Source organism: Pseudomonas sp. R15(2017) (genome assembly GCF_002112685.1).
In the GTDB taxonomy this organism is placed as follows: domain Bacteria; phylum Pseudomonadota; class Gammaproteobacteria; order Pseudomonadales; family Pseudomonadaceae; genus Aquipseudomonas; species Aquipseudomonas glycinae.
On record NZ_NEII01000016.1, the window covers coordinates 69,977 to 93,807 of the forward strand.

At 60.9% G+C, this 23,831-nt stretch carries 24 protein-coding genes; 11 read left to right on the top strand and 13 right to left on the bottom strand.

The annotated features are described in order from the left end of the window. Positions 1–253: 253 nt before the first annotated feature. The 5 genes from CAF77_RS26630 to CAF77_RS26650 all read right to left on the bottom strand — a co-directional run bounded on the left by CAF77_RS26630 (position 254) and on the right by CAF77_RS26650 (position 5,488). Positions 254–1,351 carry a polyamine ABC transporter substrate-binding protein gene (locus CAF77_RS26630; protein ID WP_085655699.1) on the bottom strand — a complete coding sequence of 366 codons (1,098 nt, stop codon included), beginning with the start codon at positions 1,349–1,351 and terminating at the stop codon, positions 254–256. Between the two features lie 69 nt (positions 1,352–1,420). Continuing rightward, complete coding sequence (locus CAF77_RS26635) at positions 1,421–2,305, bottom strand: ABC transporter permease subunit (protein ID WP_011333555.1); 885 nt, start codon at positions 2,303–2,305, stop codon at positions 1,421–1,423. Beyond that, complete coding sequence (locus CAF77_RS26640) at positions 2,302–3,216, bottom strand: ABC transporter permease subunit (protein WP_085655700.1); 915 nt, start codon at positions 3,214–3,216, stop codon at positions 2,302–2,304. Before CAF77_RS26640 ends, CAF77_RS26635 begins: the two co-directional genes overlap by 4 nt. After that, complete coding sequence (potA, locus tag CAF77_RS26645) at positions 3,213–4,355, bottom strand: polyamine ABC transporter ATP-binding protein (RefSeq protein WP_007957110.1); 1,143 nt, start codon at positions 4,353–4,355, stop codon at positions 3,213–3,215. Before potA ends, CAF77_RS26640 begins: the two co-directional genes overlap by 4 nt. Before the next feature lie 371 nt (positions 4,356–4,726). Beyond that, positions 4,727–5,488 (bottom strand): gamma-glutamyl-gamma-aminobutyrate hydrolase family protein, encoded by a 762-nt coding sequence (locus tag CAF77_RS26650; protein ID WP_085655701.1) that lies wholly within the window; start codon positions 5,486–5,488, stop codon positions 4,727–4,729. A gap of 282 nt (positions 5,489–5,770) precedes the next feature. On the opposite strand from CAF77_RS26650, the gene CAF77_RS26655 reads away from it, so the two are divergent. The 4 genes from CAF77_RS26655 to CAF77_RS26670 all read left to right on the top strand — a co-directional run bounded on the left by CAF77_RS26655 (position 5,771) and on the right by CAF77_RS26670 (position 11,151). Beyond that, positions 5,771–7,147 (top strand): glutamine synthetase family protein, encoded by a 1,377-nt coding sequence (locus tag CAF77_RS26655; RefSeq protein WP_011333558.1) that lies wholly within the window; start codon positions 5,771–5,773, stop codon positions 7,145–7,147. Between the two features lie 267 nt (positions 7,148–7,414). Further along, entirely contained in the window at positions 7,415–8,905 is a 1,491-nt protein-coding gene (locus tag CAF77_RS26660; RefSeq protein ID WP_085655702.1) for an aldehyde dehydrogenase, read from the top strand. A gap of 53 nt (positions 8,906–8,958) precedes the next feature. Next, on the top strand, positions 8,959–10,242 hold the full coding sequence (locus CAF77_RS26665) for an FAD-binding oxidoreductase (RefSeq protein WP_085655703.1): 1,284 nt from the start codon (positions 8,959–8,961) through the stop codon (positions 10,240–10,242). Between the two features lie 360 nt (positions 10,243–10,602). Continuing rightward, positions 10,603–11,151, top strand: coding sequence for a cupin domain-containing protein (locus CAF77_RS26670; RefSeq protein ID WP_011333561.1), 549 nt, complete (start codon positions 10,603–10,605; stop codon positions 11,149–11,151). 129 nt (positions 11,152–11,280) lie between these two features. Here CAF77_RS26670 and CAF77_RS26675 read toward each other — a convergent pair whose 3' ends face one another. After that, positions 11,281–11,640: a hypothetical protein gene (locus CAF77_RS26675; protein WP_064382333.1), complete on the bottom strand. Its 360-nt coding sequence runs from the start codon at positions 11,638–11,640 to the stop codon at positions 11,281–11,283. A 386-nt stretch (positions 11,641–12,026) separates the two neighbouring features. On the opposite strand from CAF77_RS26675, the gene CAF77_RS26680 reads away from it, so the two are divergent. From CAF77_RS26680 to CAF77_RS26695, 4 genes are all read left to right on the top strand, one after another. Beyond that, positions 12,027–12,440 (top strand): hypothetical protein, encoded by a 414-nt coding sequence (locus CAF77_RS26680; protein WP_085655704.1) that lies wholly within the window; start codon positions 12,027–12,029, stop codon positions 12,438–12,440. A gap of 202 nt (positions 12,441–12,642) precedes the next feature. Beyond that, entirely contained in the window at positions 12,643–13,032 is a 390-nt protein-coding gene (locus CAF77_RS26685) for a hypothetical protein (protein WP_064382328.1), read from the top strand. 15 nt (positions 13,033–13,047) lie between these two features. Continuing rightward, positions 13,048–13,470 carry an HD domain-containing protein gene (locus CAF77_RS26690; RefSeq protein ID WP_085655705.1) on the top strand — a complete coding sequence of 141 codons (423 nt, stop codon included), beginning with the start codon at positions 13,048–13,050 and terminating at the stop codon, positions 13,468–13,470. Between the two features lie 39 nt (positions 13,471–13,509). Further along, on the top strand, positions 13,510–14,529 hold the full coding sequence (locus tag CAF77_RS26695; RefSeq protein WP_085655706.1) for an AbrB family transcriptional regulator: 1,020 nt from the start codon (positions 13,510–13,512) through the stop codon (positions 14,527–14,529). Between the two features lie 18 nt (positions 14,530–14,547). On the opposite strand, the gene yidD is transcribed toward CAF77_RS26695, so the two are convergent. Beyond that, positions 14,548–14,754, bottom strand: a complete 207-nt coding sequence (gene yidD, locus CAF77_RS26700; RefSeq protein ID WP_201817465.1) for a membrane protein insertion efficiency factor YidD — start codon at positions 14,752–14,754, stop codon at positions 14,548–14,550. Continuing rightward, positions 14,751–14,993, bottom strand: a complete 243-nt coding sequence (locus tag CAF77_RS26705; protein ID WP_011333569.1) for a hypothetical protein — start codon at positions 14,991–14,993, stop codon at positions 14,751–14,753. Before CAF77_RS26705 ends, yidD begins: the two co-directional genes overlap by 4 nt. Positions 14,994–15,162: 169 nt before the next feature. On the opposite strand from CAF77_RS26705, the gene CAF77_RS26710 reads away from it, so the two are divergent. Beyond that, complete coding sequence (locus CAF77_RS26710) at positions 15,163–15,603, top strand: YMGG-like glycine zipper-containing protein (protein ID WP_085655707.1); 441 nt, start codon at positions 15,163–15,165, stop codon at positions 15,601–15,603. Here the strand turns inward: CAF77_RS26710 and CAF77_RS26715 are convergent. From CAF77_RS26715 to CAF77_RS26725, 3 genes are read right to left on the bottom strand one after another with little or no spacing between them, the layout of a single operon-like run. After that, complete coding sequence (locus tag CAF77_RS26715; protein WP_085713969.1) at positions 15,588–16,613, bottom strand: DUF2955 domain-containing protein; 1,026 nt, start codon at positions 16,611–16,613, stop codon at positions 15,588–15,590. The genes CAF77_RS26710 and CAF77_RS26715 overlap by 16 nt on opposite strands. Continuing rightward, positions 16,603–17,700, bottom strand: coding sequence for an HlyD family secretion protein (locus tag CAF77_RS26720; protein ID WP_085648886.1), 1,098 nt, complete (start codon positions 17,698–17,700; stop codon positions 16,603–16,605). Before CAF77_RS26720 ends, CAF77_RS26715 begins: the two co-directional genes overlap by 11 nt. Then, positions 17,693–19,246 (bottom strand): efflux transporter outer membrane subunit, encoded by a 1,554-nt coding sequence (locus CAF77_RS26725; RefSeq protein WP_139831653.1) that lies wholly within the window; start codon positions 19,244–19,246, stop codon positions 17,693–17,695. Before CAF77_RS26725 ends, CAF77_RS26720 begins: the two co-directional genes overlap by 8 nt. Before the next feature lie 129 nt (positions 19,247–19,375). Between CAF77_RS26725 and CAF77_RS26730 the strand changes: the two genes are divergently transcribed. Together CAF77_RS26730 and CAF77_RS26735 are read left to right on the top strand one after the other, a co-directional pair. Then, positions 19,376–19,891, top strand: coding sequence for a transporter suffix domain-containing protein (locus tag CAF77_RS26730; RefSeq protein WP_064382322.1), 516 nt, complete (start codon positions 19,376–19,378; stop codon positions 19,889–19,891). Positions 19,892–20,159: 268 nt separating this feature from the next. After that, entirely contained in the window at positions 20,160–20,945 is a 786-nt protein-coding gene (locus CAF77_RS26735; RefSeq protein WP_085655794.1) for a DeoR/GlpR family DNA-binding transcription regulator, read from the top strand. 48 nt (positions 20,946–20,993) lie between these two features. On the opposite strand, the gene CAF77_RS26740 is transcribed toward CAF77_RS26735, so the two are convergent. Further along, positions 20,994–22,277 carry an FAD-binding oxidoreductase gene (locus CAF77_RS26740; protein ID WP_085655795.1) on the bottom strand — a complete coding sequence of 428 codons (1,284 nt, stop codon included), beginning with the start codon at positions 22,275–22,277 and terminating at the stop codon, positions 20,994–20,996. A gap of 149 nt (positions 22,278–22,426) precedes the next feature. Then, positions 22,427–23,791 carry a glutamine synthetase family protein gene (locus CAF77_RS26745; RefSeq protein WP_085655796.1) on the bottom strand — a complete coding sequence of 455 codons (1,365 nt, stop codon included), beginning with the start codon at positions 23,789–23,791 and terminating at the stop codon, positions 22,427–22,429. Between the last annotated feature and the right edge of the window lie 40 nt (positions 23,792–23,831).

Consider the following 23,831-nt stretch of genomic DNA (forward strand, 5'->3'; position numbering starts at 1 on the left):
CGCCCGAGGGCGCCTGAATTCACCTGAACCGAGGAAAGCCAGGTGAGGCCGTTCAGAGCAGGGGGCAGCGGTGGTAAGGCGCTGCATGAACGGAAATCGATACTGATCGCTGACTGTCTGATCGTTCCCACGTCGAGGCGTCGAACCGTCCGCGTGGGAATGCCTCAATGGACGCTCTGCGTCCGCTTTGGGACGCGGAGCGTCCCGGGCTGCATTCCCACGCAGAGCGTGGGAACGATCATCGGTGGTGCCATTACTTGCCGAGTTTCACGCGGGTCCAGCCCCGGGTCATGATCCGTTGCGTGGCAATCGGTTGATCCGGCACTGCATACAGTGTCGCCATCACCTCCTGCGACGGGTACGAGCCCGGGTCGTTGCGGATCGCTTCGTCCACCAGCGGCGTCGCGGCTTCGTTGGCGTTGCTGTAACCGATGCTGTTGGTGACTTCGGCGATGATGTCCGGGCGCATCAGGAAGTTCATGAACAGGTAAGCGTTCTCGACGTTGGCGGCATCGCGCGGGATGGCGACCATGTCATAGAAACTGCCGGCGCCTTCCTTGGGAATGCTGTAGTCGATCTCGACCTTGTTGCCCGATTCCACTGCACGGGCCTTGGCCTGCAACACGTCACCCGAGTAACCGACGGCCACGCAAATGTTGCCGTTGGCCAGATCGGAGATGTACTTGGACGAATGGAAATACGCCACCGACGGCCGGATCTTCATGAACAGCGCTTCGGCTTCGGCGATGTGCTTCACGTCTTTGTCGTTCACCGGATAACCCAGGTAGTGCAGGGCGGCCGGGAGCATTTCGGTCGGCGAGTCGAGGAAGCTGATACCGCAGGCCTTGAGCTTCTCGGCGTTCTCCGGTTTGAACAGCAGGTCCCAGGAATTGGTCGGCGCATTCTTGCCGAGCACTTCCTTGACCTTGTCCGGGTTGAAGCCGATGCCGATCGAGCCCCACATGTACGGGAACGCATGGGCGTTGTCCGGATCACTGGCGGAGGCGTTTTTCAGCAGCACCGGGTTGAGGTTTTTCCAGTTTGGCAGCTTCGATTTGTCCAGGGTCTGATAGACCCCGGCCTTGATCTGCTTGGCCAGGAAACTGTTGGACGGCACCACGATGTCGTAGCCGGATTTACCCGCGAGCAGACGCGCCTCGAGAGTTTCATTGCTGTCGAACACATCGTAAGTCACGCGGATGCCGGTCTCGTCCTCGAACTTCTTGACGGTGTCCGGGGCGATGTAATCCGACCAGTTGTAAACGCGCAGCACCTTGTCGTTGGCCTGGGCGCCTGTGGCGATTGCGCCCAATAAGGACAGTGTCAGCAGAGTCCTGCCAAACATTTTCATCGGTGAAACTCCATTCTTTTTATTCAAAAGCTTTTAAGCCAAAGCGCAAAGCCGTAAAACGCGACGGCCCTAGGCCGTCGCTGCCACTCGTTGAGGTTGCGGTTGCTGCCACGATTCGTTGGCGGTCTGATCCATCGCTTCCTGAATCGCACGCTTGCGGTTGGCTTCTGCCTTGCGGCCGAAGTACCAGACCAGGAAGGTCACCAGCGACACCGCCAGCAGAATCAGGCTGGCCACGGCGTTGATCTCGGGCTTCACGCCCAGACGCACGGCCGAGAAGACTTCCATCGGCAGGGTGGTGGAACCCGGCCCCGAGACGAAGCTCGCCAGCACCAGATCGTCCAGCGACAGGGCGAACGACATCATGCCGCCCGCTGCCAGCGACGGCGCGATCATCGGGATGGTGATCAGGAAAAACACCTTGAACGGTTTCGCGCCCAGATCCATCGCCGCTTCTTCGATCGACAGGTCCAGCTCGCGCAGACGCGCCGACACCACCACCGCCACATACGCCGCACAAAACGTGGTGTGGGCGATCCAGATGGTGACGATGCCACGCTCCTGCGGCCAGCCGATCAGTTGCGCCATCGCCACGAACAGCAGCAACAGCGACAGCCCGGTAATCACCTCAGGCATCACCAGCGGCGCGGTCACCAGACCACCGAACAGCGTACGACCCTTGAAGCGCGTTACGCGGGTCAGCACGAACGCGGCGAGGGTGCCCAACGCTACGGCGGCAATCGCGGTGTAGCAGGCGATTTCCAGCGAGCGCACCACCGAGCCCATCAGTTGGGTGTTGTCGAGCAGGCCGACGTACCACTTCACCGACCAGCCGCCCCAGACCGTTACCAGTTTCGAGGCGTTGAACGAGTAGATCACCAGAATCAGCATCGGCAGATAGATGAACATCAGGCCGAAGATCAGCATGAACTTTGAAAATCCGAAGCGTTTCATCCCCGTGCCTCCATCTCTTTGGCCTGGCTGCGGTTGAACAGCAGAATCGGCACAATCAGGATCAACAGCATCACCACCGCCAGAGCAGACGCCACCGGCCAGTCGCGGTTATTGAAGAACTCTTGCCACAGCACGCGACCGATCATCAGGGTCTCCGGGCCGCCCAGCAGTTCCGGAATCACGAACTCGCCCACCACTGGAATGAACACCAGCATGCAGCCGGCGATGATGCCGTTCTTGGCCAGCGGCACGGTGATTTTCCAGAAGTTGTTGAAATTGCTCGAACCCAGATCCTGCGCGGCTTCCAACAGGCTGCCGTCGTGCTTCACCAGGTTGGCATAGAGCGGCAGCACCATGAATGGCAGGTAGGCATACACGACCCCAATGTAGACCGCCGTGTTGGTGTTGAGGATCTCGATCGGGTGATCGGTGAGCCCGGTCCACATCAAAAATGCGTTAAGCAGACCGTTGTTGCTGAGGATGCCCATCCACGCGTAAACGCGGATCAGGATCGCGGTCCAGGTCGGCATCATGATCAACAGCAGCAGGACGTTTTGCGTTTCCTTGCCGGTCTTGGTGATCGCGTAGGCCATCGGGAAACCGATCACCAGGCACATCATCGTGCTCAGCGCCGCGACCTTCAGCGAACCGAGGTAGGCCGACAGGTACAGCTCGTCCTCGCCAAGCATGGTGTAGTTGCCGATGTTCAGCAGCAGCTGGAATTTCTGTTCGGCGTAGGTGTAGATCTCCGAGTACGGCGGGATCGACAGCGCGGCTTCCGAGAAGCTGATCTTCATCACCAGGAAGAACGGCAGCATGAAGAACAGGAACAGCCAGATGAACGGGATGCCGATGACGAACTTTCGCCCGCTGGGCACCAGGCGCAGGAATTGCTGATTGAAGGTTCTCATGAGCGCAGTACCACGCCGCTGTCGTCTTCCCACCAGACGTAGACCTTGTCGTCCCAGGTCGGTCGCGCGCCACGGCGTTCGGCGTTGGCCATGAACGACTGGACGATTTTGCCGCTCGGCAATTCGACGTAGAACACTGAGTGGCCGCCGAGGTAGGCGATGTCATGCACCTTGCCTTCGGACCAGTTGTAGCGGGTCTCCGGCTTGATCGTGCTGACCAGCATTTTTTCCGGGCGGATCGCGTAGGTGATCGACTTGTCCTGCACCGAAGTGCTGACGCCATGACCGACGTAGATCTTTTGCTGCAAGTCCGGGCTGTGAATGATCGCGTGACCTTCAAGATCCTCGACCACGGTGCCGTCGAAGGCGTTCACGTTGCCGATGAATTCGCAGACCATGCGGCTGACCGGTGCTTCATAAATGTCGACCGGGCTGCCGATCTGGGCGATCCAGCCCAGGTGCATGATCGCGATGCGTTCGGCCATGGTCATGGCCTCTTCCTGGTCGTGGGTCACCATCACGCAGGTCACGCCGACGCGCTCGATGATTTCCACCAGTTCCAGCTGCATTTGCGAACGCAGCTTTTTATCCAGCGCCCCCATCGGTTCGTCGAGCAGCAACAGCTTCGGACGTTTGGCCAGTGAGCGGGCGAGGGCCACGCGCTGACGCTGACCGCCGGACAGTTGATGCGGGCGACGCTTGGCGTATTGGGTCATGTGCACCAGACGCAGCATTTCTTCGACGCGGGCGTCGATTTCGCTGGCCGGCAAACGATCCTGCTTGAGGCCGAAGGCGATGTTCTGCGCCACGGTCATGTGCGGGAACAGGGCGTAGGACTGGAACATCATGTTGATCGGCCGCTCGTACGGCGGCATGTCGGTGATGTCGACACCGTCGAGCAGAATGCGTCCTTCAGTCGGCCGTTCGAAACCGGCGAGCATGCGCAGCAGGGTTGATTTGCCCGAGCCGGAGCCGCCGAGCAGGGCGAAGATTTCGCCCTGATGGATCTCCAGGGACACATCGTCCACCGCCGTGGTTTCGTCGAACTTCTTGGTGACTCGATCGACTTTCACCAGAACCTTTTTCGGTTGCTGATGACCTTCAAGAGCCTTCCTGTAAGTGCTGGAGGCGTTTGCCATGTGAAACTCCCAACAGGTTTCAGTCGCCGGGCCAACGCGGCCTGGCTTAAGAGTGGATTGCAGACTTGCAAGAGCATTTCCTGTCGGATCGCATCCCCCTGTGGGAGCGGGCTTGCCCGCGATGGCGGCGGGTCAGTCACCTCGATGTCGAAAGTGACGGCCTCATCGCTGGCAAGCCAGCTCCCACAGGGTTTTGCATTGATCCGATTGGTATTGCGCTTGCCGATCCGGCTTGGTCGGCGCCGCCGTCCTGGCTGCCTGGGTAGTACTTGTTGTTATTACGGTTTGTTGTTTTCACGGATGACGGGTGCGCACACGCGCAGCCGCCGACCCCGTGGGGGCAGTAAACAGTGATGAAATTCTGGGTTGTGTCAGCGCTGGTTGCGTCGCGCCGCACGCTGGCGGCAAGCCTCGCCGAATGCCTGGAAAATCCGCAGGTAGTTCGGGTTGTCCAGCACTTGCCATTCGGGGTGCCATTGCACGCCGAGGGCGAAGGTCGGGCTGTGCTCCACCGAGACCGCCTCGATCAGGCCGTCCGGCGCCACGGCTTCGGCGCGCAGGCCGGGAGCGAGGCGGTCGATGCCCTGACTGTGAATCGAGTTGACCTGGAATTCACCCGGCAGCTCCAGCGCTTCGAACACGCCACCGGGCAGCACCGTCACGGCATGGGCCGGGGCGTATTGCACGGCGACATCCGGGCTGTCGGCTTCGCGGTGATCGAGCATGCCCGGCAGCTCATGCACCTTCTGGTGCAGGCTGCCGCCGAACGCCACGTTCATTTCCTGGAAGCCGCGGCAGATGCCGAGTACCGGAACGCCCGCCGCGATGGCTGCACGCAATAAAGGAAGGGTAGTGGCATCCCGCGCCGGATCGTGATCCGTGCCGGGAGCGCTGTCCGGGCCCTGATAGTGGAAGGGTTCCACGTTGGACGGCGAGCCGGTCAGCAACAGACCGTCGAGCTGACCCAGCAGGTCTTCGATTTCAGTCAGTTGGCCAAGGGAAGGAATGACGACGGGCAACCCCAGCGCCGCAACGCTGACAGCGCGAACGTACTTGTCGCCGCTGATGTGATAGGGGTGCAGGCCAATCTGTTTGACGCACGCAGTAACGCCGATCAATGGCTTGAATGCCATTTTTATTCACCTCGAAGTTTGACACTTGAACGAGCTTTTCCGGAGCTTAGCCTCGTTGATTTTAATTAACAACTCCCATGTAAAAAATTCTAAACGCTGCTCATCAAATCTTCATGATTCGCGGGCCTCTGGCGCCTGAATTAGCACGTGAGTGTTAAAAAAAGCCCGAAAAATAAACGCTGAGCGGCCCTCTGTTCGCTATTGACTTCACTTTGCCGTTCGGGTTGACTGGCTCGGCGAAACAGCAGTGAACATAATAATTAACAGCTAAATAGGTGCATCATGTCGGTCCCTCTGCGTGCCGTTCAACTCAACGAAGCAAACGCATTCCTTAAGAAACATCCTGAGGTTTTGTACGTCGACCTTCTGATTGCAGACATGAACGGTGTGGTGCGCGGCAAGCGCATCGAGCGCACCAGTCTTCACAAGGTTTACGAGAAAGGCATCAACCTGCCGGCCTCGCTCTTTGCCCTCGACATCAACGGCTCCACGGTGGAAAGCACCGGCCTGGGCCTGGACATCGGCGACGCTGACCGCATCTGCTACCCGATTCCGGGCACCCTGAGCATCGAGCCCTGGCAGAAGCGCCCGACCGCGCAACTGCTGATGACCATGCACGAACTGGAAGGCGAGCCGTTCTTTGCCGACCCGCGTGAAGTGCTGGCCAACGTGGTGCGCAAGTTCGACGCACTGGGCCTGACCATTTGCGCCGCGTTCGAACTCGAGTTCTACCTGATCGACCAGGACAACGTGAACGGCCGTCCGCAATCGCCGCGTTCGCCAGTCTCCGGCAAGCGTCCGGTGTCGACCCAGGTTTATCTGATTGACGATCTCGACGAATACGTCGACTGCCTGCAAGACATCCTCGAAGGCGCGAAAGAGCAGGGCATTCCTGCCGACGCCATCGTCAAGGAAAGCGCCCCGGCGCAGTTCGAAGTCAACCTGCATCACGTGTCCGATCCGATCAAGGCATGCGACTACGCCGTCCTGCTCAAGCGTCTGGTGAAGAACATCGCCTACGACCACGAGATGGACACCACCTTCATGGCCAAGCCGTATCCGGGCCAGGCGGGCAACGGTCTGCACGTGCACATTTCGATCCTGGACAAAGAAGGCAACAACATCTTCGCCAGCGAGGATCCCGAGCAGAACGCCGCGCTGCGCCACGCGATCGGCGGTGTGCTGGAGACCCTGCCTGCGCAAATGGCTTTCCTGTGCCCGAACGTCAACTCGTACCGCCGCTTTGGCGCGCAGTTCTACGTACCGAACTCGCCGAGCTGGGGCATCGACAACCGCACCGTGGCCGTCCGTGTACCGACCGGTTCACCGGACGCCGTGCGCATCGAGCACCGTGTCGCCGGTGCCGACGCCAACCCGTACCTGCTGATGGCTTCCGTTCTGGCCGGTATCCACCACGGCCTGACCAACGAAATCGAGCCGGGCGCCCCGGTCGAAGGCAACAGCTACGAGCAGAACGAACAGAGCCTGCCGAACAACCTGCGCGACGCCCTGCGTGAGCTGGACGACAGCGAAGTCATGGCCCGCTACATCGACCCGATGTACATCGACGTGTTCGTCGCGTGCAAGGAAAGCGAGCTGGCCGAGTTCGAAAACTCGATCTCTGACCTTGAGTACAACTGGTATCTGCATACGGTGTGATTGGCGTGGGCCCTCAAAAGCCCAAAAGCCCCTCACCCTAACCCTCTCCCGGAGGGAGAGGGGACTGACCGAGTTGTCTTGAGATATTCAGCGACCTGACCGATCCAATCGATTATGGATTCGGAAGAGATGTTTCAGGTCGGCGGAGCTCTCCAGCATTCCCCGGTCGGTCCCCTCTCCCCCCGGGAGAGGGCTAGGGTGAGGGCAGCCATCTCAAGCCGAACACACACCAGACACCCCCAAATTCCCCCGCGTCGAGCCACCACCATGACAACGACCCGCAACGACTGGGAACAACGCTTCCAGTCCCTGACCCTCGAATCCCGCGCCTTCATCAATGGCGAATACCGCCCGGCCATCAGCGGCGAAACCTTCGAATGCCTGAGCCCCGTCGACGGCCGTTTCCTGGCCTCCGTGGCCAGCACCGATGAAGCCGACGCCAACCTCGCCGTTGAAGCTGCGCGCCAATCCTTCAACTCCGGCGTGTGGGCCAACAAGGCCCCGGCCGAGCGCAAGCGCATCCTGATTCGCTTCGCCGATCTGATCCTGCAACACCAGGAAGAACTGGCGCTGCTCGAAACCCTCGACATGGGCAAACCGATCAGCGACTCGATGAGCATCGACATCCCGGCGACCGCCAACGCGATCCGCTGGAGCGCCGAAGCGATCGACAAGATCTACGACGAAGTCGCCGCCACCCCGCACGATCAACTCGGTCTGGTCACTCGCGAGCCATCAGGCGTGGTTGCTGCCATCGTGCCGTGGAACTTCCCGCTGATCATGGCCAGCTGGAAATTCGCCCCGGCGCTGGCGGCGGGTAACTCGTTCATCCTCAAGCCTTCGGAAAAATCCCCGCTGACCGCGATCCGCATCGCGCAACTGGCGCTGGACGCGGGCATTCCGAAAGGCGTGTTCAACGTCCTGCCAGGCTTCGGCCACACCGTCGGCAAGGCGCTGGCGCTGCACATGGACGTCGACGTGCGGGCCTTCACCGGCTCCACCGCGATTGCCAAGCAACTGATGATTTATGCCGGCCAAAGCAACATGAAACGCGTCTGGCTCGAAGCTGGGGGCAAGAGCCCGAACGTGGTGTTTGCCGACGCACCGGACTTGCGCGCGGCAGCACAAGCGGCGGCCGGCGCCATTGCGTTCAACCAGGGCGAAGTCTGCACCGCCGGCTCCCGCCTGCTGGTGGAGCGTTCGATCCGCGAGCAATTCATCCCGCTGCTGGTCGAAGCGCTGCAAGCGTGGAAACCGGGTCACGCCCTGGATCCGGCGACCACCGTCGGCGCCGTGGTCGATCAGCGTCAACTGGACAACGTGCTGCGCTACATCAGCATCGGCCGCGAGCAGGGCGCCGAAGTGATCGCCGGCGGCCGACGCACCCTCGAGGAAACCGGCGGCACCTACATCGAACCGACGATTTTCGACGGTGTGACCAACGCCATGACCATCGCCAAGGAAGAAATCTTCGGCCCGGTGCTGTCGCTGATCACCTTCGACACCGTTGAAGAAGCGCTGCACATCGCCAACGACAGCATCTTCGGCCTCGCCGCCGGGGTCTGGACCAGCAACCTGAGCAAGGCCCACACCTTCGCCCGTGGCCTACGCGCCGGCAGCGTGTGGGTCAACCAGTACGACGGCGGCGACATGACCGCGCCGTTCGGTGGCTTCAAGCAGTCGGGCAACGGTCGCGACAAATCGCTGCACGCGTTCGACAAGTACACCGAGCTGAAAGCGACCTGGATCAAGCTCTAATTCTATTTACAACGGTGGACGCCGGTTTTTCCGGCGTCCCTCGGAGAACAATAATGAAACAACAACACGTCAACAGTTATTACGCCGCCACCCGCAACGAAGTCATCGACTTCCCGACGCTTGAAGAGTCGGTGGAGTGCGATGTCTGCATCATCGGCGCCGGCTACACCGGCCTGTCCTCGGCACTGTTCCTGAGCGAAGCCGGCTACAAGGTGACGGTGCTGGAAGCGGCGAAAGTCGGCTACGGCGCCAGCGGTCGAAACGGAGGCCAACTGGTCAACTCCTACAGCCGCGACGTCGACGTGATCGAAGAGCGCTACGGCGACAAGACCGCCGAAATCCTCGGCAGCATGATCTTCGAAGGCGCCGACATCATCCGTTCGCGCATCAAGGAATACGACATCAAGTGCGACTACCGTCCGGGCGGTATCTTCGCAGCGATGAACAACAAGCAGCTCAAGGGCCTCGCCGAACAAAAGCGGAGCTGGGAACGTTACGGCAATAAAAACCTGAAGATGCTCGACGCTGCGGACATCCGCCGCGAAGTCGGCTCCGACGCCTACGTCGGCGGTCTGCTGGACATGCAGGGCGGCCACATCCACCCGCTGAACCTGGCCCTCGGTGAAGCCGCCGCCATCGTGCGTCTGGGCGGCAAGATCTACGAACAGTCCGCTGCGGTGGAAATCAAATACGGCGAGCCCAACGTCGTGCGCACCGCCAAAGGCCAGGTCCGCGCCAAGTACCTGCTGATCGCCGGCAACGCCTACCTGCCGCAAGGCCTCGACAACCGCGTGACGGCCAAGAGCATGCCGTGCGGTTCGCAGATCTGCGTCACCGAACCGCTGACCGAGAAGCAGGCCCGCAGCCTGATCACCAACAACTACTGCGTCGAAGACTGCAACTACCTGCTCGACTACTACCGTCTGACCGCCGACAACCGACTGCTCTACGGCGGCGGCGTGGTCTACGGCGCCCGTGAACCGGACGACATCGAAACCCTGATCCGCCCGAAGATCCTCAAGACCTTCCCGCAGCTCAAGGACGTAAAAATCGACTACCGCTGGACCGGCAACTTCCTGCTGACCATGTCACGCATGCCGCAATTCGGCCGCATCGAGAAAAACGCCTACTACATGCAGGGCTACAGCGGCCACGGCGTCACCTGCTCGCACCTGGCCGGCAAACTGATCTCGGAAATGATCCGTGGCGACGCCGAGCGCTTCGACGCCTTCGCCTCCCTGCCACACATGCCGATGCTCGGCGGCCGTACCTTTTCGGCCCCGCTGACCGCCCTCGGCGCCGTGTATTACTCGCTGCGTGACCGTTTCGGCATCTGATTAACCTCCCCGGCGGTGGCCCCGCACAGGCGCCGCCGGTTTTTTTACCTGACAAGCCGCACCACAAACCCTGTGGGAGCGAGCTTGCTCGCGAAAGCGGTCTATCAGCAAAAAGGATGTTGAAAGTGCCGCCCAATCGCTGGCAAGCCAGCTCCCACAGGTTTTGCTTTTACTTCGCAATTACCCTCAGCAGGCTCTTTTCACCCACCGTCCATCGAACCTGCTGAGCAACGCCAACAAACGTGATTTAATAGCCGCCTTTCACGGTTCCGGGACACGGGAGCAACGTGATCCGCGCGCCTTGCGCGGCACCCGCCACCCACCCCCATCGCCCTTAAGTCGTTCTCACATAAGGCTGTCATGGATACGGGTTCTCGACTCAAACTAGTACGCGAAAGCTACAAACTCTCCCAGCGCGAGCTGGCCCGGCGTAGCGGCGTGACCAATGCCACCATCTCCCTGATCGAACAGAATCGCGTCAGTCCTTCCGTCAGCTCATTGAAAAAGCTGCTCGAAGGCATCCCGATGTCCCTGGCCGACTTCTTCACCTTCGACCAGCCGCCCCGCGAACACCAATACGTCTTCCGCGCCAACGAACAACCCGACCTCGGCCGCCACGGCCTGCGCCTGCTGCTGATCGGCGCCTCGGTCCCCAGCCGCCAGATGCGCTTGCTGCGCGAGCAATACGCACCGGGCGCGAGTTCCGGGGAAGAGCCGATTGTTCACGCGGAAGGCGAGGAGTGTGGGTTGGTGACGCGCGGCACCGTGGAGTTGACGGTGGATGGGCAGGTGAGCGTGTTGAGTGCGGGGGATGGGTATTACTTCCCTACGACGCTGCCGCACAAGTTCCGGAATATCGGGGCGGATGAGGCGGAGATTATTAGTGCGAATACGCCGGCTAACTTCTGATGCTGCGATGCGATGCGACGTAGTCTTTATTGGTTTCTAATTAAATGAAGCAACCATGCCTTGTATAACAAAGCATGGTTGTCTGGGTTTCAAAGGCGTCAGATCAGCGCTGGCCTATGTTTGGTCATGCTACTGGCCGTATTGCAACTCCGCCATGGTGGGTGCTTTAGGTTGTGTGTTTGGCTCTCGATAAAATCCGCCCGTTTGGCCGCCGTTTAGTATAGCGGTCCATGTTTGGAAGGATGGCTTACCGTTGACGTGATCCGCTGCCAATTCCCAGTTTCCGACCGAGGTCGTTACGTTGAGCACGGTCTCGTCCCGACCATCGGAAAAAAAGTGATAGCTACCACTGACTTTTTCCCATTTGTTGGTCTGATTGTTGTGGAAGTAGCCTTTAAATGTGCCCATTGACTCATCCTGACTTTCGATCACCAGGCGATAGATGTTTCCGTCCCCGCCGTCGTAGTTACCTCTAATGTCGTTTGCCATTTTCCTTACCCTCTGTCAGCCGGTTAGGAGATGCAATCATCCCCAGTTCCTGGAGAGTAGGCGGATGGCTTTGTTGAGGAACCTGTTAGAAGTTACAGTTTTTTATACTGATTAGTTATTGATCCTGTATTTTGGCGCTTTCCACGCTATGAGTGCATAGCGAATTTCGTGCATTTGTTGATCGCTATGGAACATCAAATTTTTGAACAAGCTCGCTCACCACGAGCAGTCATTTCCTACGCGGTTTTCAGATCCCGAAATTCATCACATATTCCTGCCCCGGAACTTTCCTCAAAAACGATGTCAATTTGATGGCGTGTCGCGACGCTCATTTGAACGAATCACCCAGTACCAGGCTGTTTCCTGGCAAGCCAAGGAAGTGTGAGATGAAACTGATTCTTGCGATGTTGTTGCTGTTCAGCGGTTATGTTTCCGCCAGTTGCTCCAGCATCAGTGATCACGACAAACGCAGTTACTGCCAGGCCAGGGAGGAAGGCAGCAGTTGTTCTTCCATCGGCGACCACGATTTGCGTTCGGCCTGCGAAGCGGAGAAAGGCAGTTCGTGCTCAAGCATTGGCGACCATGACCAGCGCGCTTATTGCGAAGCCAAAAAGGGTAGCAGTTGTTCCTCCATTGGCGATCACGACATGCGTTCGGCGTGCGAAGCGGAGAAAGGCAGTTCGTGTTCAAGCATCGGGGATCATGACCAACGTGCCTTTTGTGAAGCGAAGAAGGGCAGTAGTTGTTCGTCAATCGGCGATCATGATCTGCGCAATCAATGCGAAGCCATGAAACGCTGATCCATCAGCCTGAATCCACACGCAAACAGGGACACCCCAACGGTGTCCTTTTTTTGTGGGCGACTGAAAGGGAATCCCCGGACTGCCCAGTTAAACCTTTCACTTGTCACAACCCGGCTCATCACCAAAGGTTCCCCCCATCAGCACCACGTCGTAGACTGCGAAACAAGTTGTAACGCCTCTCCCACGGACGGAACCGCGCATGATTCAGATCGGCAGCCGCAACAACGCCCCCACGTCGCAGCACAAAACCCAGGACATCTACATCTTCAGCATCGACCTGTCCCGCCCGGCGACGCCGTTCTGTTTCGAGCAATCGATCGGCGGCGGGCATGTCGAGCAGGGTGGTGCGCGGTGGTTGGCGCTGGATGAGCTGGATGGCTGGCCCGGTGAATGGCGGGAGCATTTGAAGAAGGCCGGTTGTGCCTGGGTGGTCGAGTTGCTGGATGCTCATCCGAGGGAGAGTCAGGCTGATCTGGTCTCTCTGATCCTCCAGCGCTATGCCGAGCCGGCGCAGCCAACTGGGCGTTTGCAGGCGATTGGGCGCTGGTTCAAGCGCCACTTCTATATTGGCGGCCGGTACGGCGTCTGACCCGAGGAAACCCCCATGACTCAGACACTGGAACGCGCCATCGCGATTGCCGCCACAGCCCACGCGGGGCAGGTGGACAAGGGCGGTGCGCCGTACATTTTGCATCCGCTGAAAGTCATGTTGCGCATGAGCAGCCTGGAAGAGCGCATCGTCGCGGTGCTGCACGATGTGGTCGAGGACTGCGGCATCAGCCTGGAGGATTTGCGCAAGGAAGGTTTCAGCGAAGCCGTTTTGTCCGCCATCGAATCAGTGACCAAAGTGCCCGGCGAATCCTACGAGGACTTCGTCGAGCGCGCGGCGCAGAACCCGATCGGGCGGGTGGTGAAACTGGCGGATCTGGAAGAAAACAGCGACCTGTCGCGGATTGCCTCGCCGAGTTGGGATGATCTGGAGCGGATCGAAAAATATCGGCGGGCGATTGGACGGTTGCGCGCCTGACCTAATTGAAAAGCACCTTGAATAGCCAGGAAGGCGACCATGAAATCCATTCTGTGTTTGGCGATTGCTGCCGGCTTCGGCGCACTGTTGCAATTCGAAGGCGTGCCCCACGGTTTGTTGTTGGGCTCGATTCTTGTGACGGCACTGGTCGTCACCAAATTCAACTTCGCGCCAGCGACGCCCTATGGTCTGGGCTACATCCAGGTCACGCTGGGTATCGCCACCGGGTTGATGTTCGAAGCGTGGGACAGCGCGACCGTCTCGACGATGTTGCCGAGCCTCGGCGTCTTGCTGTTGTGCCTGGCAGTGCAAGTGGCGCTGGCCGCGTGGTGGCTGTCGCGCGGGGCAGGGTGGAATCGCACGGATGCCTTGTTGGCCGTGTATCCGGGGGCGTTGGCGGCGGTGTTCGATCTGCTGGAATCGCATCAGGCGTCGAGCAAGGTCATCATCGTGCACTTGATGCGGCTGCTACTGATCACGGTGCTGGTGAGTTTGCTGATTCCCGGAACGGCGCCGGTTGCGGTGGCCGAGGCCGATCCGCTGTCGACGGGCATGGCGCTGACCGTGCTGGCAGTGATCGGTTTGAGCGTGGTGGTCGGGCGTCTGCTGCTGGCCGTTGGCGTTCCGGCGCCGTTCATGTTGACGGCAATCATCATCACCGCCGTGTTCGTGAAATCAGGATGGCTGCAGGGCTTTCACATGCCGGATTGGAGCCTGAATATGGCGGCGCTGATTCTGGGTGTGCGGATCGGCTCCCGATTCCAGGGATTGGGCCTCGCGGAACTGGGACGTCATGGCCGCACGGCTCTGGTGTCGGTCGGTTTGATGATTCTGGTCGCGGCGATTTTTGCATTGGCGGCGGCACGGTTGCTGGGCAGCGATGCGTTGTCGCTGTGGCTGGCCTACATGCCGGGGGCAATCGAAACCATCGCGATTGTGGCGTTCGCGGGCGGGCTGAATGTGGTGTTTATCCTGACTCACCATCTGGCGCGGATGGTGGTGTTGCACTTTGCACCGGCGTTGTTGGTGCAGGTTCGGCGGGTGCGGGAAGGGGCGTGATCCAGGTTGTGCTGATTTTTATGGATAATCAGTGCCACCGTTTGGATAACGGCATCTGCAAATTCGCCGGGCGGTTAGATCGACCCCTTTGAAAAAGCCATATTTCTGAAAGGCCAAAATCGAGTAGTTCGAACAGCTAGGTTCGAATCTACATGCCGATCTCAGCCTTTCAGGCGCCATTTTCTGATAGCAACGGATTGCCAATATGGCGATGGGGACCATCATGCAGGCTTGCGTAGGGAAATGACGTAATACTCGGTCAGTACGTTTTTCTTACCGAGCAGCGCATCAAAGCACCCTGGTTTGACAGAAACCCCAATGGTATCGATTCGGTAAAACTCCCAACCGTCTTCTGCGTGGGAGTTCACTACGTTCTGAAGGTAGGCTGCGGCTTCATTCCCACGGTGCTCCTTGGCACGGACTTCAATGTTTGGTGGGACCTGAACCATTTTATATACGTACATCCTTGCTCATCCTTTCCATCGCTGCATTCCGAATGAATGACAGAACCCAACGTTTATACTCAATTTGATATCTCTTGGCCATCACTCGCTCAGCGTTGCTGAATTGGTCGTTAACTACACTCCCAGATTACCCCGCCCCACAGGCAACCCCGCCGCGTCGGAGGTCATCATGTTCCGCCATTCACTGTTCATCGCAGCGTGCCTGTGGGCCACACAGGCCAGCGCTGAATCCGTCGTCCCGCTCAAGGGCCAGACCACTCAACAAACCCAGATCGACATCAACGACTGCCATTCCATCGCGTCCACCTCAACCACGTCGACACCCCAGGCCGGCGGTCGGTTGAAGGGCGCCGCAGTGGGAGCCGCTGCCGGCGCCACCGCCGCCGAAGTGCGCGGCCGTCAACACGACGAGTTTTACGAAGCCGTGGATGATGACCGCAAGCAGGATTACCGCCAGAACCGAGCCAAAGAGACGGCAGCGGCGGGTGCGGTGGTTGGCGGTGCGCGGCAGCGGCAGGATCGGCGCGAGCAGCGCCGGACCGATGCTTCAGCCAGTTCAAGCGCCTACACCGGTTGCCTGCAAGGGCGGGGTTATCAGGTCACGCCCTGACGGCTTTCCCGGTGCGCGACGAGCAGGTGCATCATCACGCCGCTGTAGAGCGTCACCAGAATGAACAAGCCCATGCGCACCGCGAACGCGGTGTAGACGTCCTTGCCCGCGGCGCTGTCCTCAACGGACTGGCCGAGCAGGATGATCATGGTGATCAGGGTGTTGAGCCAGAACCCCGGCGTGAGTTGCGTCGGGTGCAGCCGATAGAGTTTGCGCGCCACGAACAGCCCGAACAGCAGCATCCACAGAAAGAACATCCACAGGTGCACGAACAGGCTCAACGCGCACCAGAACAGCACCGCCAGCAGTCCGCCGAGCAAGGTCGAGCCGAGCAGTTCGCGCCCGGCGTGGTGGGTGCGGGTGGTGGTGCTTTGCTGGCCGAGGCTGACGGCTTTGAGGATGATCGGCAGGTAGCTGGCCGGGTCGATCAGCACCAGCAGGAAGGTCGGCAGCACGATCAATGTTGCGCGCATTGCTACGCGGGGCACGTCTTCGGCGGGCAGGGCGGGAGCGGGGGGGGGCGCGGGGCTGTTGGCCGGTTCCGGGAACAGGACGTGGCTCAGGCCGACGATGACGACGGCCAGCAACAGGCCTTTGACCAGCGCGCCGATCACCGCCATCGCCAGCTCGAATGAGGCGAAACCGGCGGCGGAGATCATGGTCATGCCGATCACCAGAAACGTCATGATCAGCACGTTGCCGCCGCGCAAGCCGTAGGTGAACACCAGAAACAGCCCGACACCGATCAGCAGCACGCCGCATACCGGGTAATAACGCAGCAACGGCACCAGCAACAGCCCGAGACTGGTGGTGAATGCGGCGACCAACGTCAGCACCAGCGCCATTTTCACCGGCAACGGTCGAGGCATGCTGGCCAGCAGCAACACCGCTAACACCGGCGATAGAAACGACAGCGGAAGAGCGAGGCCGTAACTGGCGGCTGTGCACAACGCCGTGCCGCAAGCCAGGCGCAAGGCCCGTTGCGCCGGAACGCTGCGTTCAATAGGCATACGACAGCCAACTCATCAACCAGACAAACATCCGCCCGAGTGGATTGAGCAGATTGCCCTCGCTCGGAAACGCCATGACTTCCGCCTGCCCACCGGCGCGAATCGACCGACTCTCGAACAGACGCTTTTTCGCCTCTTCGCTGAACTCGATGATCACCGGAAAGCGCTGGGCCGGACGCAGCCAGTCGCGGCTGTTCTGGATCGTCGGCAGTGTGCCGGGCGGCGGCGTCTGGCCGACGCTGACACCGTAACCGACGCTGCGCACCCGGCCGTCGAGCACTTCGCCGGGCAGGGCGTCGAGGATGATCGACACCGGTGTGCCGGGCTTGATCCGGCCGAGGTTGTTCTCGGTAAGGTCGGCGCTGACCCACACGTCCTGGATCGTGATCAGCGTCATCACCGGACTGCCGGCAGCGGCGAACTGGCCGACATCGGTGCGCAGGTCGGTGATCAGACCCGCCGAACGCGCGCCGATGCGGGTGTTGGCCAGATCGAGTTCGGCCTTGGCTAGCGTGGCGGCGGCGCTGAGCAGTTTGGCGTTGGTGTCGGTGTTGCCGCCTTCCTGCTCCTGGGCGCGCAGCACTTCGGCCCGGGCGGCGGCGACCTGGCTGACGGCGGCCTCGTGATTGGCCCGGGACACTTCCAGCAGCCGTACGGACACCGTGCCTGGGTCTTCTTTGTACAAGCCTTCCAGCCGTCGATTGTCCTGACGCGTTTTGAGTTCATTGGCTTGCGCCGCACGCAACGATGCCTGAGCCGACGCGATGCCGGCGGTGCTGGCGCCGACCGTGCGCCGGGTGTTTTCCAGATCGGCGCGGGCCCGGTCGACGGCGATCTGCAGCGGCTGCGGATCGAGCTCGAAGAGGATGTCGCCGGCCTGCACGTCCTGATTGTTGCGCACGTTGACCTTGATCACCCGGCCCGCGACTTCCGCCGCCACCGGGATCACAAATGCGCCGACCCGCGCCTGTTGGGTGTAGGGCGTAAAACGGTCGGCCAGCAGATACCAGACCAGGCTCAGCACAATCACCAGCAGCACCCAGCGGATGCCTTTTTTCGCCGGATCCGGCGGCGCTTCATCACTCATGGCGGTCTACCTGCGAGGGAATCGGATAGGTCGGTTGGGGCGGCGGGGCGCTCAGCAGATCGCCCCAGTCGGTGCGTTGCTGCATCTGCTGTCGGGTCGCTGAATCAATCTGCGGTCCGGCGCTTTGCCAGCCACCACCGACCGCGCGGTACAAAGCGATCAGATTGCTCACGGCGTTGCTGCGGCTGACCAGATAGTTGTCCTGTAGCTCCAGCAATGCGCGCTGGGCATCGAGCACCCGCTGAAAGTCTGAATAGCCTTCGCGATATTGAGTGTTGGCCAGCACCAGCGAACGTCGCGCCGCGCCTTCGGCCTCGCCGAGAATGCGCTCGCGTTCCAGCGCTTTGGTCAGGCCGCTGGCGGCGTCGTCGGCCTCGCGGGCAGCCTGGCGGACTTTGTCGCGATAGGTCTCGATCAGTTGCTGCAACCGCGCGTCCTGCACGCGGATGTTGTTGTGGATGCGGCCGTAGTCGAACAGATTCCAGCGCAGGCTCGGGCCGCCGATCAGGTCGAGGCTGCGCGGGGTGACGCCGAGGGTGTCGCTGGACCAGACAATGCTGCCCAGCAGGGTGAGCGAGGGATACAGATCGGTTTCCGCCACGCCGACCAGCGCCGATTGCGCGGCCACGTTCAGTTCCGCCGCGCGCACATCGGGACGGCGCAGCAGCAGGTTGGCCGGGACATCCTGCAACACGGCGCGATCCACCAGCGGAATCAGCCCCGGTTGTTCCGCCAGAAACGTCGCGCCGCCGGGCGGCTGGCCGACCAGCACCGCCAGCGCATTGCGGGTACGCAGCAATTGGTCTTCGAACGCCGGAATGCTGCTCAGGGTGCCGAGGTACTGGGTTCTGGCCTGTTGCAGATCGAGTTCGGCGGTCTGGCCGCTGCGAAAGAGTTTTTCGGTGATCTCGAAGTTGCGCTTTTGCTGGGCGGCGTTTTCCCGGGCGACCCGCAGCCGGGCTTCTATGGTGCGCAGGGCAAAGTAGGTGTCGGCCACTTGAGCGCGTAAAAGAACGAGGGCGTCTTCGTAGTTGGCCTGGGCGGCGAAGTAGCTGGCGTCGGCGGATTCGATGGCGCGGCTGAAGCGCCCCCAGAAATCCAGTTCCCAGCCGACATCGAACGCGGCGCTGTGTTGCCAGAAGTGCAAGTCCTGCGGATTGCTGCCGCCGGACTGGTGGCGGTCGATGTACAGGCTGTCGGCGCTGGCCTGTTGCAGTTGCGGGTAGCGCCCGCTGTCGGCGATGCCCAGTTGCGCGCGGGCTTCGAGGACCCGCAGGCCGGCGATCTTCAGGCTGCTGTTGCGGGCTTCGGCGTCGCTGATCAAGCGGTCGAGCACCGGATCGGCAAACACCTGCCACCACTGGCGCAGATCCGGCACGGTGCCGCGTTCGCTGGCCTGCTCGAGCGCCGGACTTTGCCACTGCTTGCTCCAGGCCTCGGCCGGCGGCTGGAAATCCGGGCCCAGCCGCAGGCAGCCGCCAAGGCTCAGCGCACCGAGCAGCAGCAGGTGGCCGGGACGGATCAGCAGGGCTGGCGTTGCAGGCATACCGGGAGGCCCCAGCGGGAAATGTCACTGGAGCATAGACCGCAGATTGCCGGTTGATCGAAGCAATCAACTGCTACGCTTTTTCAGGCGAACTCCCCTGAACCGCCCCCGACGAAAAGGTAGGAAGCCATGGACACTGCTCAAGAACCGCTTGCCCCCACCAGCGCCAGCTGGCGTTTCAAGGTCGGCGTGGCAATCATCTGCCTGATGCTCGGTTCGTGGCTGATGGTGCCGATTGCCGCCGCCCTCGACGTGCCGGGCTCGAAAGTCGCGGCGCTGACCGGGGTGCTGTTCATCAGCAATAAAGTGCTGTTGCTGCTGGTGATCGCGGTCATGGGCAAGGCCGGGTTCGCCGAACTCAAGCGCACGATTGGCCGCTATATCTCCGGCGTGATTCCGACTCCGGTGGCTGAAGTCAGCCCGCTGCGCCACAAGATAGGTGTGGTGATGTTCTGCCTGCCGCTGCTGTCGTCCTTTCTGGAACCGTATTTCGACAACTTCTTCCCGGGCGTACGGCCCAACCTCTGGCAGATGCAGGCGCTGGGCGACTTGATGTTCGTCGGCAGCTTTTTCGTGCTGGGCGGCAATTTCTGGGACAAGGTGCATGCGCTGTTCGTGCGCAAGGCGCGGGTGTTGGCGGAGTGATCGCCGATCGAGCATTGATTTCGATCAGGCATGCCCGAGCGCGATGGCAAACGATACGACGACCATGCAGGCAAATGCGAAATTGAGGTTCATGGGGTATTCATCCTGGTCCTTTTGAAAGTGGGGCCATTCTGCCGGGGTGGGGTAAAAAGAAAAAATTCGGCTTCGTGATTCCAATGATCGAAGCCATTGATACCTGCGTTGTGTTTACCGACCGGCTTGGCTAATCTCGCCAAACCTGCAACGACAAGCACAAACAGGCAAAACCATGCACGATCATTCCGCATCCGAGCTTCCTTCCCTGCGCCGGCAGAAAATCCTTTTGATCCTCGAACGTGACGGCAAGGTCATGGCGTCCGAGTTGAGCCAGCATTTTGCGGTGTCCGAAGACACCATCCGCCGCGATCTGGCCGAGCTGGATAACGCCGGACTGGTGCAGCGAGTGCATGGCGGGGCGCTGCCGAGGCCCAAGGACACCGGCAAGGATTACTTCACCCGGCTGGACGAGATCGACGAGGTGAAGATTCGTCTGGCGCAATTGGCGGCGCAGCAGGTGCGCAATGGGCAAACGGTGATGTTCGACTCCGGTTCCACCTCGTTGCAGGTGGCGCGCTCGTTGCCCAGGGACATCAGCCTCACGGCGGTCACGGCGTCACCGATGACGGCAATTGCGTTGTCGGAATACCCGGGCGTCAAAGTGATTCTGGCGGGCGGGCAGCTCAATCCGAAAACCATGGCCGCCGGCGGTCACGAGGCGCTGCGGCTGTTGTCGGGGATCAAGGCGGATCTGGCGATCACCGGGGTCTGTGCGATTCATCCGGAGGTGGGCATCACCTCGCTGCATTTCGATGAGGTGCCGGTCAAACAGGCGCTGCTCGACTGTGCGGCGCGGGTGATTGCCGTGACCACGGCGGACAAGCTCGGCGCGGTGGAACCGTTTGTGGTGGCGCCGTGCGAACGCTTGCACACGCTGATCACCGAACGGCATGTGGCGTCGGGGAGTGTCGAGGATTATCGGCGGTTGGGGATTGAGGTGGAGCAGTTGCCCGACTGAGGTTTTGCGGCAAAAAAGACCCCATCACTGGCGATGGGGCCTGTTCGATCAGCGCAGTTTTTCCAGCATCTGGTAGTACCACATGCCGGCCGCCAGCATCGGATTCCCCAGCAGATCGCCCATCGGCACGCGAATGTGCGAGCACGCGGCAAACGTGTCGAACTGCTGCATCTGCCCGGTGATCGCCCGGCTCATGATTTCGCCCATGATGTGGGTCGTGGCGATGCCGTGGCCGGAGTAGCCCTGGCAATACCAGACGTTGTCCGAGAGCTTGCCCAGTTGCGGAATGCGGTTGATGACGATGCCCATCGCGCAGCTCCACTGGTAATCGATCTTAACCCCTTTGAGCGCCGGGAAAGTCTGTTCGATGCACGGCCGCAGTTCGCCGGCGATGTCCCGTGAGTCCTTGCCGCTGTAGTTGGCGCCGCCGCCGAACAGCAGGCGGCCGTCGGCGGTGAGACGGTAGTAGTCGAGCACGAAGCGGCAGTCGTAGACGGCGAGGTCTTCAGGGTTGATCTGTCTGGCCAGATCCCCCAGCGGTTCGGTGGTGACGATGCCGCCCATGGCCGGGAAGATTTTGCCCTTGAGCTGGCCCGGTTCGAGTTTGTGGTAAACGTCGCCGGCCAGCAGCACCTGATTGGCGTCGATCCGGCCGTGGGCGGTGCGCACGCCGGGACTGTCGCCATGAATGATTTCCAGCACTTCGCTGTTTTCGAAGATCAGCGCGCCGAGGCTTTCTGCCGCCCGCGCTTCACCGATGCACAGGTTGAGCGGGTGCAGGTGCATGTTGCGGGTGTTCTTGATTGCGCCGTGATAGAGCTCGCTTTGCAGCAGATCGCGCACCTGGCTGCGGTCGAGCAGGCTGACTTCATCGCCCATGCCGCGCCGCACGGCTTCGTCGTAATCGCTGCGCAAACCGGCCATGTGGCTCGGCTTGTAGGCAGCGTGCAGGTGGCCGTGCTTGAGGTCGCAATCGATGGCGTATTTCTCGACGCGCTGTTTGATGATTTCGTGCCCACGCCAGCGCAGGTGCCAGATGAAGTCATCGACCTCGTCGCCCAAGGTGTTGCGCATTTGTTTGCGCATCGCGCCGTCGCCGGACAGGCTGCCGGTGACCTGCCCGCCATTGCGCCCGGTGGCGCCCCAGCCGATCTTGTGGCTTTCGACGATGGCGACTTTCAGGCCTTTTTCGGCCAGCTCGACGGCGGTGGCGACGCCGGTGAAACCGCCGCCGATGATCACTACATCGACCTGGTGCCGGCCTTGCAGGGTCGGGTAGTCAGTGTCGCGGTTGAGTGTCGCGGTGTAGTAGGAATTGCTGCGTTGAGTCATTTTTAGTTCCACACAAAATTCGGGAAGCAAAGTGCAGTCCTTGTGGGAGCTGGCTTGCCAGCGATGGCGGAGTGTCAGTCACCAGAGATGCTGAATGTGCCGACCTCATCGCTGGCAAGCCAGCTCCCACAGTGGACTGCGGGGAATGTTCAGGCCTCTGTGAGGTACCAGCGCCAGTCCTGCTCACCCACTTCGGCCATGAACTGCCGGTATTCCGCGCGTTTCACCGCCAGATACACCCCGAGGAATTCCTGCCCCAGCGCATCCCGCGCCCACACCGAGTTTTCCAGCGCCGTGAGCGAGGTCAGCCAATCGGTCGGCAGCAGCTCTTTCGCCTGCGCGTAACCGTTGCCTTCCACCGGTTCACCCGGATCGATGTCGTCTTTTATCCCGCGATGAATGCCCGCCAGGATCGCCGCCGCTGCCAGATACGGGTTGGCATCGGCGCCGCAGATGCGGTGTTCGATGTGCCGGGTGATGGCCGGGCCGCCGGGCACGCGCAGGCTGACGGTGCGGTTGTCGACGCCCCAGGTCGGCGCCAGTGGCGCGTAGCTGTTGGCCTGGAAACGGCGGTAGGAGTTGGCGTTCGGGCAGAACAGCAGCAACGAATCGAGCAACGAGGTGAGCATCCCGCCAATCGCCGTGCGCAGCAGCGGGGTGCCGGCCGGGTCCTCGGAGGCAAACAGATTGCGTCCCTCGGCATCGGCGAGGCTGACGTGCATGTGCATGCCGGTGCCGGCCAGATGATCGAACGGCTTGGCCATGAACGTCGCCTGCATCCCATGCTTGTGCGCTACGGCTTTTACCAGGCGTTTGTAGCGCACGGCCTGGTCCATCGCCTCCAGTGCATCGCCGTGTTCGAGGGTGATTTCCACCTGGCCCGGCGCATATTCCGAGATCGCCGTGCGCGCCGGAATGCCGTGCAGTTTGCAGGCGCTGTAAAGGTCGGCGAGGAACGGTTCGATCTGTTCCAGCTCACGCAAACCGTAGACCTGGGTGTGTCGCGGTCGACCGCCGTCGGCATCCAGCGCCGGTTGCGGGCGGCCGTTGTGATCGCGTTTGGCGTCGAGCAGATAGAACTCCAGCTCGCAGGCCATGACCGGGTGGTAACCCTCGGCTTTCAAGCGGTCGATGACCTTGATCAGCAGATGGCGCGGGTCGGCAATGCTCGCCGGCATGCCTTGTTCCGGGTGCATGCTGACCTGCACCGCAGCGGTCGGAATCTGCCGCCACGGCAGGCGCACCAGACTGCCTTCCAGTGGGTAGGCGCGGCAGTCGATATCGCCGACGTCCCACACCAGACCGGAGTTTTCCACGTCTTCGCCATGCACGGTCAGGCCGAGAATGGTGCTTGGCAGCGGTCGACCGCTTTCGTACACGGCGAGCAATTCTTCGCGGTGCAACAACTTGCCGCGGGGCACACCGTTGGCGTCGAGGATGAACAGCTCGATCATGTCGATGTCAGGGTTCTGTTCGAGAAAGTGACGGGCGTCTTCAATGGCTGCGAATTTCATAATCAATCACTCACGATGGCGCCGCACAGGCGCGCAGATT